At 40.7% G+C, this 15,107-nt stretch carries 12 protein-coding genes and 1 pseudogene; 11 read left to right on the forward strand and 2 right to left on the reverse strand.

Annotation, left to right across the window (positions count from 1 at the left end):
* The first annotated feature begins 107 nt into the window (after positions 1 to 107).
* Entirely contained in the window at positions 108 to 1,499 is a 1,392-nt protein-coding gene (locus tag CKY02_RS14670; RefSeq protein ID WP_112895851.1) for an amino acid permease, read from the forward strand.
* 234 nt (positions 1,500 to 1,733) lie between these two features.
* Here the strand turns inward: CKY02_RS14670 and CKY02_RS14675 are convergent, their stop codons facing one another.
* Entirely contained in the window at positions 1,734 to 2,576 is an 843-nt protein-coding gene (locus CKY02_RS14675) for an alpha/beta fold hydrolase (protein ID WP_112895852.1), read from the reverse strand.
* Positions 2,577 to 2,679: 103 nt separating this feature from the next.
* On the opposite strand from CKY02_RS14675, the gene CKY02_RS23940 reads away from it, so the two are divergent.
* From CKY02_RS23940 to CKY02_RS23950, 9 genes are all read left to right on the forward strand, one after another.
* The gene (locus CKY02_RS23940; RefSeq protein WP_146747449.1) at positions 2,680 to 2,865 is read left to right on the forward strand and encodes a hypothetical protein; all 186 of its coding nucleotides are present in this window, start codon (positions 2,680 to 2,682) and stop codon (positions 2,863 to 2,865) included.
* A gap of 417 nt (positions 2,866 to 3,282) precedes the next feature.
* Positions 3,283 to 3,813 carry a fimbrial protein gene (locus tag CKY02_RS14680; protein WP_112895853.1) on the forward strand — a complete coding sequence of 177 codons (531 nt, stop codon included), beginning with the start codon at positions 3,283 to 3,285 and terminating at the stop codon, positions 3,811 to 3,813.
* Positions 3,814 to 3,936: 123 nt separating this feature from the next.
* Entirely contained in the window at positions 3,937 to 4,611 is a 675-nt protein-coding gene (locus CKY02_RS14685) for a fimbrial biogenesis chaperone (RefSeq protein ID WP_112895854.1), read from the forward strand.
* Positions 4,612 to 4,717: 106 nt separating this feature from the next.
* Positions 4,718 to 7,189 carry a fimbria/pilus outer membrane usher protein gene (locus CKY02_RS14690; RefSeq protein ID WP_338047386.1) on the forward strand — a complete coding sequence of 824 codons (2,472 nt, stop codon included), beginning with the start codon at positions 4,718 to 4,720 and terminating at the stop codon, positions 7,187 to 7,189.
* Positions 7,190 to 7,208: 19 nt separating this feature from the next.
* Positions 7,209 to 8,201: a fimbrial protein gene (locus CKY02_RS14695; protein WP_112895855.1), complete on the forward strand. Its 993-nt coding sequence runs from the start codon at positions 7,209 to 7,211 to the stop codon at positions 8,199 to 8,201.
* Positions 8,202 to 8,312: 111 nt separating this feature from the next.
* The gene (locus tag CKY02_RS24735; protein WP_162120246.1) at positions 8,313 to 8,456 is read left to right on the forward strand and encodes a hypothetical protein; all 144 of its coding nucleotides are present in this window, start codon (positions 8,313 to 8,315) and stop codon (positions 8,454 to 8,456) included.
* Positions 8,457 to 8,537: 81 nt separating this feature from the next.
* On the forward strand, positions 8,538 to 8,747 hold the full coding sequence (locus tag CKY02_RS14705) for a hypothetical protein (RefSeq protein ID WP_146747450.1): 210 nt from the start codon (positions 8,538 to 8,540) through the stop codon (positions 8,745 to 8,747).
* A 561-nt stretch (positions 8,748 to 9,308) separates the two neighbouring features.
* Complete coding sequence (locus CKY02_RS23945; protein WP_146747451.1) at positions 9,309 to 9,569, forward strand: hypothetical protein; 261 nt, start codon at positions 9,309 to 9,311, stop codon at positions 9,567 to 9,569.
* Between the two features lie 8 nt (positions 9,570 to 9,577).
* Positions 9,578 to 9,967: a hypothetical protein gene (locus CKY02_RS23950; protein ID WP_146747452.1), complete on the forward strand. Its 390-nt coding sequence runs from the start codon at positions 9,578 to 9,580 to the stop codon at positions 9,965 to 9,967.
* 211 nt (positions 9,968 to 10,178) lie between these two features.
* Here the strand turns inward: CKY02_RS23950 and hrpA are convergent.
* Positions 10,179 to 13,925 (reverse strand): annotated as a pseudogene (hrpA, locus tag CKY02_RS14715) (ATP-dependent RNA helicase HrpA); the annotation flags it as partial.
* Positions 13,926 to 14,244: 319 nt separating this feature from the next.
* Here hrpA and CKY02_RS14720 point away from each other — a divergent pair.
* Positions 14,245 to 14,847: an FMN-dependent NADH-azoreductase gene (locus tag CKY02_RS14720; RefSeq protein WP_112895860.1), complete on the forward strand. Its 603-nt coding sequence runs from the start codon at positions 14,245 to 14,247 to the stop codon at positions 14,845 to 14,847.
* Positions 14,848 to 15,107: the final 260 nt, after the last annotated feature.

The raw sequence follows: 15,107 nt of genomic DNA on the forward strand, positions 1-15,107 counted from the left end.
GTCCTGTACAGCTTGGAAGCGATGAAAACCCGATACCCAGTTCATCTTTATGATCAGGATAACAAACTGGTTAATAATGCAGTTTATGTCATATTAGGAACATATTTTTGGAAAAGAAACTAGGTCTCACAGCTCTTACTGCTCTGGTACTCAGCTCTATGGTCGGCGCGGGTGTTTTCAGCTTACCGCAGAATATGGCTGAAATCGCCAGCCCGGCAGCGTTAATGATCGGCTGGGGAATAACAAGTGTCGGTATCCTGTTCCTGGCTACCGCGCTGTTACTGCTCTCTCGTCTTCGTCCGGATCTTGATGGAGGGATTTTCACTTATGCCAAAGAGGGCTTTGGTGAACTAATAGGCTTCTGCTCTGCCTGGGGATATTGGTTATGCGCAGTCGTTGCCAACGTTTCCTATCTGGTTATCGTTTTTGCCGCTCTGAGTTTCTTTACTGATAAAGAGGGCATTGTCATCTTTGGTGACGGCAATACTTGGCAGTCCCTATTGGGAGAATCTATTCTACTCTGGTTCGTACATTGGTTAGTACTCCGCGGCGTTCAAACCGCAGCCGGAATCAACAAATTGGCGACAATGGCAAAATTGCTGCCTTTAGGTGCTTTCATCATACTTGCCGCCATAGCTTTCAAAACGGATATCTTTCATTTCGACTTTAAAGGCATCGATCTAGGGGTTCCTGTCTGGCAACAAGTAAAAGATACCATGTTAATTACCCTTTGGGTTTTTATTGGTATTGAAGGTGCTGTTGTGGTTTCAGCCAGAGCGAAAAAACGGACAGATGTGGGTATTGCAACCATGCTGGCTGTCATTGCGGCGTTAGCAATATACATCTTGGTCACCCTACTCTCCCTTGGATTAGTACCACGACCTGAGTTAGCAGCAATGCGCAATCCATCAATGGCAAACCTGATGGTAGGACTTGTTGGCTCCGCAGGTGAAATCATTATTGCTGCCGGATTGATTGTCTCCGTCTGTGGTGCTTATCTGAGTTGGACAATCATGGCAGCCGAAGTGCCATTTATCGCGGCCCAACACGGCTCTTTTCCAAAAGTATTTAACCGGCAAAACCGCAATAATTCGCCATCATCTTCATTATGGTTCACTAATGGCGCTGTACAACTCTCTCTCGTTTTGATCTGGTTGAGTGGAAGCAACTACAATTCATTGCTGACAATTGCATCAGAAATGATTTTAGTGCCCTATTTCCTTGTCGGAGCATTTCTTTTAAAAGTCGCTTTTGATCGCAGCAATAAGGGGTTATTACTCATTGCTGTTGGAACATGCATTTATGGCATATGGCTGCTTTATGCGTCCGGTTTGATGAATTTGCTATTGTCTGTTGTTCTCTATGCGCCAGGTCTTATTGTTTTTTTGTATGCACGCCACCAAAACCCGCAGAAAAATAGCTTACATCTGGCTGAAAAGCTCACTATTGTCGCATTGCTGATAACAGCAATCCCTGCCACTGGGTTGCTAATCAAGTAATCCCGTCAGATCCAGCCATTATTCTCCTGTAATGGCTTTCTGGATTTTTATATAGCAGTTTGTTTGGTTTTTCGTTGTTCTGACATATTTTTGTTATTGTTATCTTTATAAGTATGTTGTAACTAATATTGTTAATGCAACTTGATTGGTATGATTCTTTAATCAAGCTGGGGCATTCGCACCAAAACAAATTCGATACGAATGCCCTGATAGAAACCAGATATTGTCCTTAAGTTATTTCAATTTGTCGGCCCAATCCGCAATTGCATCCGCTGCTTCGATCGGCTTCTCAGCAGGTAGCGCGTGGCTGGCCCCGTCAATCACTGCGACAGTAACACGGTTACCGAACTCATCCTTCGCCTCCATTCGAGACGATTCAGGTCGGAACGGGTCGGAACCAGCCTGTAGATCGAGGATAGGCACCGCCCCGCCAGCCCACCAATCCTTGCGATTGGTTAGCTCGCGCGCCGAGGACTGACTTTTTATGACATCAGAATGCCAACCCTCAAGCCAAGGCGTTGGATCATTGCCTGCCGCGAAGAAAGCAAGCCTAAGTTTCGTCAGCCGCTCCTCACGAGTGGATTTAGGATCACTAATCACCATGATCGCATCCGAGAGTTCCGAGGGCCAAGATTTCGCCGCCCCTGCCAGAAGTACTATGCCACGCGTCATTTCGGGATAATCCGAAGCAATCGTCTTGGCGATCCAATGGCCATAAGCGTGCCCCACCACAATTGCCTTACCTCCCTCCGCCGCAACTACTGCCGCAAAATCGCCAGCAAAGTCGTGGAAGGTCACATTTTCCATGGGGCCGGTCGACCCCGAGATTCCTCGCGGCTCGGGCAGAGCAACGCGATAGCCGCGTGCCACTAGTTGATTCGCGAGTGGCGCAAACTCCGCTGTTCCCCTCCCGGTTGAAGCAATCATCACAATCAGCGGTCCCTCCCCGCGCACCGAATATTCGATCAGTGCCGCACCATTGGTGACGGTTTTCTGCTCTACTTCCGTGGCTAAGACGGGCTGCGCGACTGCGAACACGATGGACAAGAAGCCTAATGCAAAGACGAACTGTTTCATTTTTTCCCCTTACAGAGTTAATTATTTGAGGGTTTATACCTTATGGATTTCAAGATGCATCGCGACGGCAAGAGAGTGAATCCCCAGGAGCATAGCAAACTATGTGACCGGGGTGAGCGAGTGCAGCCAACAAAGAGGCAACTTGAAAGATAACGGGTATATGACGTTAGCTAAGACAGGCATCACTATAAATAATAAAATAGAAAGATCACATGAGAAAACTATAGAGCCATTTAATCCAAATGACTTACTCCTTAGAATAAATATTCTCAAGGAGAAAAAATGTTAGCGAGAAATGGTAGAACAGCAAAAAAATAACTTTTTAAGTGTAATAAATTAATTGTGATATAAATCACAACTAATTTTATAACCAATTATTAATTAAAAGATATTCTTATTGACCAGCATAATGATTTATTACATATAATAAATCACATTAATATTAAAAAATAATCCTGTTTAAGTAAAAGATGCAGATAAAAATCTTAAATATAATATATTATCGAGTCATTCTTTGGATTTTTCATAATTAATCGCTATGATCGCCTAACTTTATCCCTAAAAAGACACATTTTGAGTTATCGTTGTTGTTATCGGATAAAAACTATGAATATTTACATGCTGTATTGATGTTTATACAGTTCCAATTAAATCAATATTTCTACTTCCCTGACGCCATGCACGTTAGGGTTAGGATCTATTTACAATGAAAGCTAAACTGATTATTTCATCCTTACTTGTATCTTCTGTACTTATTCCTGTAGCAAATGCAGCGGACGGAAAGATTAACTTTACCGGTAATATCATCTCTAATGCTTGTAAAATCGATACTGACTCTGCGAACCAAAACGTAAACATGGGAACAATTAGCTCAAATGCATTTAGTGGTGTAGATAGTACTGCGGCTGCAACCCCCTTTAGTATTAAAATGAGTGATTGCCCACCAGAGCATACCCATGCACAAGTTAAATTTGACGGGCAGATAGACAGTAAAAATAATAATCTTCTGGCTTTATCCAATGATAAAGGTCAAGAAGTTGCTGATGGTGTTGCTGTTGGTATCTATGAAGAAGATAATTCAACACTAATTCCTTTGGCACAAGCTTCCAAACTCCAGGCTTTTACTGATCAAAAAACCGCAGAACTGAAGTTCATTGCAAAATATGTTGCAACAGCTCAAGCAATTAGCCCAGGATCGGGTGATGCAGTCGCTAATTTTACGATTGTTTATAACTAAAGCAGGCCAAATTTAGAACAGAACTTCATCCACGTTTTGTTTCTAATAAAGAAGTACGGGGCATGGATGCCCGCAAATCCCACAAAATAACACATAATAATATAATAAAACGGAGATGTTACTGTGCAGTATCAACGTCTATTGACAATAATTTTTCTATATATTACCAGCATAAATTTCGCTATCGCAGGTGTCGTCATTGGTGGAACTCGTGTTATTTACATGAGTGACAAAAAAGAAGCGTCTATTTCTATAAATAACCCGGAAAAAGATGCCCCTTACCTAATTCAATCTTGGATCCAAGATGAAAATGACAATACGAGAACCCCTTTTATCGTTACCCCTCCCATCTTTAAACTCACAGCAGGTCATGAAAATATCCTGCGTATTGTAAAAACAGAAAGTAACCTGCCTCAAGATCGAGAATCACTTTTTTGGTTAAATGTAAAGTCTATTCCTACCTCGGTGAAATCAGACCAGAATCAATTGCAAATAACAGTTAAGTCAAAGTTTAAATTGTTCTACCGCCCTGCAAATTTAGCAGAAAAGTCAAGTACCGCATACAAAAAGCTCAAATTCCGTACGGAAAATAATTCATTGATCGCAGAGAACCCCACCCCTTACTTCATTTCATTCTCTTACCTTAAAGTAGATCAACATGAAATAAAACCTGCGGGCATGATTAAACCCTTTAGCCAACTAAGCTGGCCTCTGCCGGCAAAGAACATAAAACAGGTAAATTGGAAAGCAATTAATGATTTTGGTGGTGCTACTGCCGAGGAAAAAACAACCATTTAATAAAACTATTACATTACTCTACGCCAGAAAATTAATTATGGGAAAGTGCTCACAGCATAAGATTAATAAGCAACCATACAATATTGAACATTCATGGCTCTTATTAGTGCCATTTATAGCTGTTGGCGTACTTTTTTACCCGGCTAAAACTTATTCTGAAGATTATTTCAACATTCATGCACTGGAAATCGGTACTGATTTTGGTTCATCTGAAGACATTGATCTCTCTATTTTCACGCAAGATAACTATCCGCCCGGTATTTACTGGGTAGATATTTACCTTAATAGAGATAAAATAGATACCAGGAACGTAACCTTTGTCACGATAAATAATAAATTGCTGCCTAAGCTGACAATTCAGCAATTACAGGATATGGGAGTAAAAGTTGATAGCTTTCCAGAGCTGATCAGTTTACCACCAGAAACAGAGTTGTCTGATTTAAGTCAATATATTCCATCAGCAAGCACCATCTTCAATTTTAGTCAGCAAAGGCTGGATATCAGTATTCCACAAGCAATATTACACAATCAGGCAAGAGGTTATGTTTCGCCTGAATTATGGCAGCAAGGATTAACTTCATTACTGATTAACTATAATTATAGTGGTTCAAATACCTGGCAAGATAATCCATCCGGCTCTACGCAGACCCATTATCTGAATCTTCGAACAGGCGCTAATTGGCAAGCATGGCGCCTACGCCATTATTCTACCTATACCAGTCGTGATAAGAGTTGGAAAAGTATTAACACCTATTTACAACGGGATATTCACGCACTAAAAGGACAATTAACGCTAGGTGACAGCTTTACCCCCTCCTATATTTTTGAGGGTGTTCAATTCCGTGGCTTACAATTAGCTTCTGATGACAATATGTTACCAGACAGCTTACAAGGTTTCGCTCCTAGTGTCCGAGGAATTGCTCAAAGTAATGCTCAAGTTACAATCAAGCAAAACGGCTATATCATTTATCAAACTTATGTTTCACCAGGCCCATTTGTCATTAATGACCTTTTCCCAACGACAACAAGTGGAGATTTGGACGTTATTATCAAGGAAGCAGATGGTCAGGAATATCGATCTACTCAGTCTTTTTCGACTATACCGATTATGTTACGGGAAGGAGGCTTGCAATATTCGATAACACTGGGCCAATATCAATCATCAAATAATCATGGGCAAGAACCTAATTTTACCCAAGGCGCATTAGTCTATGGTTTTTCTAATAATATCACTACCTATGGTGGTACGATTTTTTCAAAAGATTATCAATCCGTTGCTTTAGGATCAGGTTATAACTTTGGTATATTAGGCTCTCTCTCTTTTGACATCACTCACGCTAACACCGATTTACCATCTAATATAAGTACCAAAGGGCAATCCTACCGTTTTCAATATGCAAAAGACCTTTCATTAACAGGAACTAATTTTACTCTGGCAGGTTATCGTTATTCGACACGTGGTTTTTATGATTTTAAAGAAGCCAATGACATAGATGATGCTAATAAAAGTGACTGGCGTTACCGCACCAATAAAAGAAGTAAATTACAACTGCATATTAATCAATCTCTGGGAAATTTTGGCAGTTTATATCTGTCCGCCTTTCAACAAAATTACTGGCAACAACCTGGCTATGAACGTAATATCAACGCAGGTTATAGCACCAATTATAATAATGTTAATTACAGCTTGAATTATACCTATAGCCAACTTCCAGATACGGATAAAAATGAACAGATCTTTTCATTCAGCATACAGATTCCATTAGATCGCTGGCTAAAGAATAGCTGGACTAGTTATAATTTTAATACCAATAAAAACAAAGACATTTCCCATCAAGTGGGTTTAAGTGGCACAGCGCTGGAAGACGATAATTTAATCTATAGTTTACAGCAGAGTTACACGAATCACGGTACTGGCGCTGGCGGTCATATTCATGCGGAATATAAAGGCGCTTATGGTCAACTTAATACTGGTTATAGCTATGATCGTCATTCGCACCAATTAAATTATGGTCTTCAAGGAGGCATTGTTGCTCACCCATACGGTATTACGCTTTCACAACATTTGGGAGATACATTGGCATTAGTCCGGGCTGATGGCGCTCAAGGAATAAAGATCCAAAATAATGTTGGTATTGCCACCGATTGGAATGGTTATGCGATTATTCCTTATGTCAGCAGTTACCGGAAAAATCGGATTGCACTGGATACGCATTCATTAGCAGATAATGTCGATATTGACGTTAATGCCCAAACCGTTATTCCTACTCGTGGAGCATTAGTCCTGGCCGATTTTAAAACCCGGATAGGTCACAGAGTTCTCATCAATCTCTATTATCATGAAAATCCTATTCCTTTTGGTGCAGTTGTCACGTTAGAAAAACGCCATGATATCGACGAAGTAAATAGCGCTATTGTTAGTCATGAAGGGCAAGTTTACCTCACGGGTCTACCCGATAGTGGACAATTATTCGTTAAATGGGGTTATAAAGATATTCAGGAATGTGTCGTTAATTACAAATTACCGGAAAAAAGTCCTTTATCCGGTGTTTATATAATAGCAGCTCACTGTAAATAACCACCCACAGGAAAACGCTATGTTTAATATTTACAATAAACTTAAATATTTTCTCATTATCACCAACTTATTAATTGGTTTGATAGTCAGTTCTTATAGTTTTTCCGCTAACTGCCAGTTTGAGAAAGGATTTAAATCAGAAATCACTCATCTCTCTTTTGGAACCTTATATGTTCCAAGGGATCAACCTATTGGCACAACAATTTATGAATATCGGGCAGATGAATTAGACAATAAAAACAATATTTTCTATTGCGATACAAATGTTAATACGTCATGGGGATACACATCCTACAAAAGTGCAGAATACAACAAGGATGCTATTTACGAGTCCGGTGTTCCCGGTGTAGGTATAAGAATAAATACTTGGGGTCCCGGCTATGGTATCGACTGGTTACCCCGTATCGCTAATAATCCTGTAAGCTGTGACAGTTCTGGTCGTTGGTATTGTGGTAAAACATGGGGTTATTTGACAATTCAGCTAATAAAAATAGCACCAACAACAGGTTCTGGTTTTGTCAAAAATGAGCAGTTAATTCAAGCACGGGTAAATAACCACATCGTGCATACTTACCGTTTGGGAAATACCAGAATTATTACTAAAAGTTGCTCACTGAAAGATACCAATATTACTGTTCCTATGGGAGATATCAAAAAAAGTGATTTTTCTGGTATTAATAGCACCGCAGGAGGGAAAGATTTTGAGATTATTTTAGACTGTGATGATGATGTCCAGATTCAATTAATGCTCGACGGAAAGAAAGCAAAAAATAACTTATATCACGTATGGGCGCTTGATCAAAATGATAATCATACAACTGCTTCCGGTGTAGGTATGCAAATTCTTTATAACAACCAACCTGCCATTATCCATTCACAAATCAATATTGGTAATAGCTATTCAGGTGGGAAGTTATCCATCCCTTTACACGCCCGCTATTTTCAGACCGATCGTAATATTACCCCTGGGCGAGCAAATGTAACCGCAACAATGACATTAACTTATCAGTAATAAATTTATTTGCATCAGTTATAGAAAGTTTATTTCTTAGCTGATGTGCTGTTATTTTATTATTTTTATCTGAAAAAGTTCGGCCAAGTACTCACACTCTATGAAATCGGTGTGCATGATAAAGTCCGCGCATTGATGCAGAAACCAGGTGCATTTAAGAGAGCAGAAGGCAGCATTCAATCTCGTTTTATTTCACAAATTCAAAGAGGTGAAAGAGTTGATTTTGAAAATAATTATGATTTCGTTGAGGAATAAAAAGTACCATTCCTTGACCCATTGTGGACTATTGGAGGAGCAACTAGTCGTGGAAAATTGACAAATGTCAAGGCAGAAAATGTGGATGATAAATATAGAGTGTCTGGTGTAATAAACTATGAACTGTATGATAAATTTACCGATCCATACGACATGAAAGATTTAACTGGTAAAGAGTGGAATCCTAATGGAACTCCATATGTTATCACTGGAGAATGGTCAGAATCAGTTAATTTCGATGTAAACAAAGATATTTATGAAAACAAAATTAAGCCCATGCTTGGTCAATAAAAACAATCGATAAAATAGCCATTAGTCGCGCATTTAATGCGCGACCATATGAAATATATTTGTCAACTAGAAAATATTTTGATAAAGAATTGTTGGTGCAAAGAGGCTGAATATGAAAATAACAGCCATTAATAACGATACCCATATGGTCTTTTTTACATTTCTTTCTAATATGAAAAAATAGTTAACTAATATAGTTAAGAAGAAAAACGTTATAATTGACATAAAAAGCATGGCGATGAATGGCATTTTGCACACCTTGTTTAAAAAAAATCCATAATGTCATCATAAATGAGAATGAAATGAATCATTAGTGGTAAAAACAGCGCTTTTTAACACAATTAACAATTATTTTCAATAAATTTTATTGACGTGTTATTTAGGCTCAGGTAAGTCAAATACGTCACAAATAAATTTGTGACCGGGTGTGGAAACCCAATTAGCTGGATGACGCAATTACATAAAATTTGTAACCCGCTCGCATATTAGACAATTAGAAAGATAGTGACAATGTAATATTGATATAATAAGCCACTATCAAAACAGCAACAGTATTAAAGAATGACCAGGTATCATAATCTCAAGAATAAAACCATTGGTGGAATCGGTAAAATTAGCAGTTATGACATTGAATTCACTTTTAATAGTAAAAAACCGCAAACCTTTCGGTTGGTATTCTTTCCATTAACTGACGATATTGTCGGAGCCGAAAGAATTGCTGAAATATACGATGTTAATCCAAACATTTTATTCGCTGTGTCTATACCCTATGGATTTCAAGATGCATCGCGACGGCAAGGGAACGAATCCCCGGGAGCATAGCGAACTATGTGACCGGGGTGAGTGAGTGCAGCCAACAAAGAGGCAACTTGAAAGATAACGGGTATATCATCTTCTTCGATCAATCTTATGAATCAATCCCTATAGACGAATTAAACGGCAGGACTCCATTTGATAAAATAGATAAAACTGTTCATTACAATAGAAATGAAAATAATTACTTTTTTAATGTCTTAATATCATACATTCTGGATTATATTGAAGAATCTAAAGTTCATTACCTGTACTTTAGTGGTTACAATGATTCTCATAAAAGAACCTATGAAAGACTTTTACAAAAGGTACAGTCAAGATTAATATTAGAGTATGAAGATTTAGGAGGAGGCGATTATGTTGTTAAAACGTGCTACAGCAACCAAGAAGAAGGCAACTCAAGCTGACTACGCTCGTAACCGCAAAAATAAAACCGCTATGGTTAATGCTTTCGTCGAGGCTAACAAAGCCAAACATACGGAAAGTACCTGCTAACCAGTTCATTCGTTTTAGTCTAAGCAAAAAGCCACCTTTAGAATAGGTGGCTTTAACCTATAAAAAACTGCATCACAAATGCAAAATTTGAGACGCAGTTTAGAATATGACCTTCCTTTTTAATCAGGAAGCAATTTGCTCCATTGTTTGCAAAATTCGTTTATCGGAGACTGGATATGGCGTACCCAGTTGTTGAGCAAACAAGCTGATCCGCAGTTCTTCAATCATCCAACGAATCTCTCGCACCTCAGGTAATTGTTTCTGTTGCAGTGATAATTTCGCCAGCCATTGCTGCCACTGTTGCCGGACATTTTCGACACGCCCCATTTGTGCTCTATCTCTATGCGGATCAATCGCCAATTTTTCAAGACGGCGCTCAATGCCCTGCAGATAACGCAGGACATCCGGCAAACGTTTCCAACCATTAACGGTGACAAATCCTTTGAAAACCAGACCAGAAAGCTGCTCTTTGATATCCGATAACGCCAAGGCTAGTGAAATATCAATTCTCCCCTTAAGGCGTTTGTTAATAGCAAAAATAGTGGTGAGTATCTGTTCTACCTGTTTAGCTATTTCCACGACAGTATCGTTCAACTCAGCCCGAACTTTGTCCTGTAGCTGAATAAAATCCTGCTCATTCCAAGCTGGCCCACCATTCACTACTATCAATTTATCCACACCACAGGAGATACAATCATCAATCAAATCCAGTACCTTGCCATAAGGGTTAAAATAGAGTCCCAATTTGGATTTATTCGGCAATTTCTCATGTAAATACTTAATTGGTGAAGGAATATTGAGCAACAACAGACGACGAGTACCTTCCCACATGGCAATCTGTTGCTCTAATTCAGTTTCAAACAATTTGATACCGATACTCTCTTTTTCATCCACCAGCGCGGGAAATGCTTTAACAGAGTAACCACCACGTTTCTGTTCATACCGTCCCGGCAATTCACCAAAACTCCAAATATGCAGCCCACTCTGTTCAATCCCATCATCAGCAACAGCGGAAAGTGTCTCCTGAACTTTCTCTTTCAAGCGTAATTTCAGCGCAGATAAATCTTTACTTTCAGCGATAGTCCGGTTCTTCTCTCCTACCACTCGAAATGTCATTTTGAGGTGATCGGGTACTTGCTCTAATTGCCAATCATCACGTGACACCGTAACACCAGTCATCCGCCGTAACTCTTTCTCAAAGCTATCTAACAAGGTCGATTGTGGTTGAGGTACCCGCTCCATAAATGCCTGAGCATAGTTTGGTGCAGGGACAAAATTACGACGAACCGGTTTCGGCAATGATTTAATCAGCGCAACAACCAGATCATAACGAATACCGGGGATCTGCCAATCAAACCCCTCATCCTTAACCTGATTCAACACCGGTAGCGGAATATGAACGGTCACACCATCAGCTTGCGTGCCCGGTTCAAACTGGTAACTAAGCCGTAATTTCAATGCCCCCTGATACCAGTAATTAGGGTAATCCAGCGCACTGATTTTATCGGCATCGCCTTTGATCAACATATTTTTTTCAAAATTAAGCAAGTCCGGTTGCTCTTTACCTGTCTTCAACCACCAGCGATCAAAATGGCGAGCAGAAACCACATTCTGAGGTATCCGTTGATCATAGAAACTAAACAAGGTTTCATCATCCACCAAAATGTCGCGACGACGGGATTTATGTTCTAGCTCCTCAATTTCCTCGCGTAATTTCAGATTCGCTCGGAAAAATGCATGTCGAGTTTGCCAATCGCCTTCCACCAGCGCATGGCGGATAAACAACTCACGGCAGAGCATTGGGTCAATTTTGCTGTAATTAACCAGACGACTAGCCACAATTGGCAAACCATATAAAGTGACTTTTTCCCTAGCCATTACCGCACCCTGAGATTTCTGCCAGTGCGGCTCGCTATGATGATACTTCACCAGATGCCCGGCTAACGGTTCAACCCATTCAGGTTCGATTCGCGCAGCAATACGCCCCCACAAGCGACTGGTTTCAACCAATTCCGCCGCCATTGACCATTTAGGCGGCTTCTTGAATAAACCAGAACCAGGAAAAATAGCAAAACGGGCATTACGCGCACCGGTATATTCCTGTTTATCTGTATCTTTTTGGCCGATATGAGATAACAGCCCAGAAAGTAACGCAGTATGAATACCACGGTAATCTGCATCCTGACTATTTACCGACAGACCAATTTCTTTCACAACTTGTCGTAACTGGGTATATATATCCTGCCATTCTCTAACTCTCAGGTAGTTAAGATAATCTTGACGGCAAAGTTTGCGAAATTGCGAAGAGGAAAGTGCTTTTTGCTGCTCTTTCAAAAAATCCCATAATTTCAGAAATGCAATAAAATCGGAGTCTTTATCAGCAAATCGACGGTGTTTCTCATCAGAAGCCTGCTGTTTCTCCAGTGGCCTCTCTCTTGGGTCCTGAATAGATAGCGCAGAAGTGATAACCATCACTTCACGTACACAACCATGATGACGAGCTTCCAATACCATACGCGCCAGCCGAGGATCAACCGGGAGCTGAGCAAGCTGTCGCCCTATTGATGTAAGACAGTAATTAGCCTTAGCCATTGCGCCTTGGTCAAGAGTACTCTGGTCAATAGCCCCAAGCTCTTCCAGAAGCCGAACACCATCCTGAATATTACGTTTATCAGGCGGTTGCACAAATGGAAATGCACTGACATCCCCAAGACCAATTGCCGTCATTTGCAGAATGACCGATGCCAAGTTAGTACGCAGGATTTCTGGATCAGTAAACTCTGGCCGAGAAAGGAAATCGTCTTCTGAATACAGCCGGATACAGATCCCGTCAGATACACGTCCGCAACGCCCTTTCCGCTGATTAGCCGACGCCTGTGATATGGGTTCAATCGGCAATCTCTGTACTTTCGTGCGATAACTGTAACGGCTGATACGTGCATACCCGGTATCAATCACATATTTAATTCCCGGTACCGTCAACGAGGTTTCTGCCACGTTAGTTGCCAGCACAATTCTCCGCCCCGTATGTGACTGGAAAATCCGGTTCTGATCACTGTTAGAAAGACGCGCAAATAGTGGCAGTACGTCGGTATGACGCAGATTCTGTTTATTCAGCGCATCTGCTGTATCACGAATCTCCCTCTCTCCACTCATAAAGATCAGGATATCCCCAGGCCCTTCACGGTTGAGCTCATCAACAGCATCAATAATTGCCTCAAGCTGATCCCGCTCTCCATCATTATCTTCCCCCATGACAGGACGATAACGCACTTCTACCGGATAGGTTCGACCAGAAACTTCGATAATTGGCGCATGATTAAAATGGCGAGAAAAGCGCTCAGGATCGATAGTCGCGGAGGTAATGATCACTTTCAAATCAGGACGTTTTGGCAGTAATTGGCGCAAATAACCCAGAATAAAATCAATATTCAGACTGCGTTCATGCGCCTCATCGATAATGAGCGTGTCATACTGTTTAAGTAGCCTGTCATTTTGCAGTTCCGCCAGCAAAATACCATCGGTCATCAGTTTAACTAACGTGTTATCGCCCACACGATCACTAAAACGGACTTTATAACCAACAGCAGAACCCACTGAGGTTTCCAATTCTTCCGCCAGACGATTGGCAACCGCACGAGCAGCCAATCGACGGGGTTGAGTATGACCGATAAGGCCTTTTATTCCCCGACCTAGTTCAAGACAAATTTTCGGGATCTGTGTTGTTTTACCCGAACCGGTTTCACCGGCAATAATGACAACTTGATGGTCACGAATAGCTTTGTAGATATCATCTTTCTTCTGGCTGACGGGCAAGTTTTCCGGATATTTGATCGTTGGACAAGCAGCCTGACGGTTAATGATTTTCTGAGACTCTTTCACTTATATTGATCCTTGTAACTTCTTACTTTGCTAATTAGCCAGCTTTTATTGATGACATGGTTCTTATCGGTAACATGTTTTTATTGACAACATGTTTTTATTGACAACATAGTAACACATCCCATCTATTGGCAATAATCTCGGCTGATATTTCCTCGCCATGCTATATTCAACGTGAGTAAAAGTTTTTCAATAAATTTGAATGCTAAGCTCTAAATATTGCTCTATTACCAGAAGATAATAACTCATAGAATCACTATATCGTGATTAACAAGTAAATTACCAAGAGTTAATTTAAGGAATAAACATGAGTAAAGTTCTGGTTCTTAAATCCAGCATTATGGCGCAGCATTCACATACTAACCAAATGGCCGACTTCTTCATTGAAAAATGGCAAGCCAATCATACTGATGACAGCATTACAGTACGCGATCTGGCCGCACAACCCATTCCTGTTATGGATAATGAACGGGTTCATGCATTGCGTCCGAGTGGCAATGGAATGACCGCTCGCCAAAAAGAGACGTTAGCATTATCTGACGAACTCATTGCGGAATTGCAGGATAATGACGTTATTGTTATCACTGCGCCTATGTACAACTTCCACATTCCAACCCAACTGAAAAGCTATTTTGATATGATAGCCCGTGCTGGCGTGACTTTCCGTTATACCGAGAATGGCCCTGAAGGTCTGCTAAAAGGCAAACGAGTAATCATCCTGACCAGCCGGGGCGGCATCCATAAAGACGGCCCCAGTGATCTGTTAGTGCCTTATCTGCGTCTGTTTCTAAGTTTCATTGGGCTCACTGATATAGAGTTCGTATTTACCGAAGGTGTAGCATTAGGCCCTGATGCCGCAAATCAAGCGCAACAAACCGCCCGTGAAGTTTTGCAAGCAATAGCTTCCTGATAGCCACGTTTTTGTCCATAATTCATACATTACCTATATTTTTATATTGTTGTCTTTTGCGCGTCATTCGACGCGCTTTTATTATGGCTTTAGCCAGTTTAAGTAGCGTCAGCTGCTTAAACATAAAACCACCCGCTATGCGGGTGGAGACCCGAGGTTATACCAAGAAAAACACCTTTCCGTTACGATATAGATGTTCAAGCTAATATACGTAACTGAAATAAGGAAAGGTGTTTATGGGGATTAAAGCACAAAGCTCA

This window comes from Photorhabdus bodei, assembly GCF_003287735.1.
Taxonomy (GTDB): Bacteria; Pseudomonadota; Gammaproteobacteria; order Enterobacterales; family Enterobacteriaceae; genus Photorhabdus; species Photorhabdus kayaii.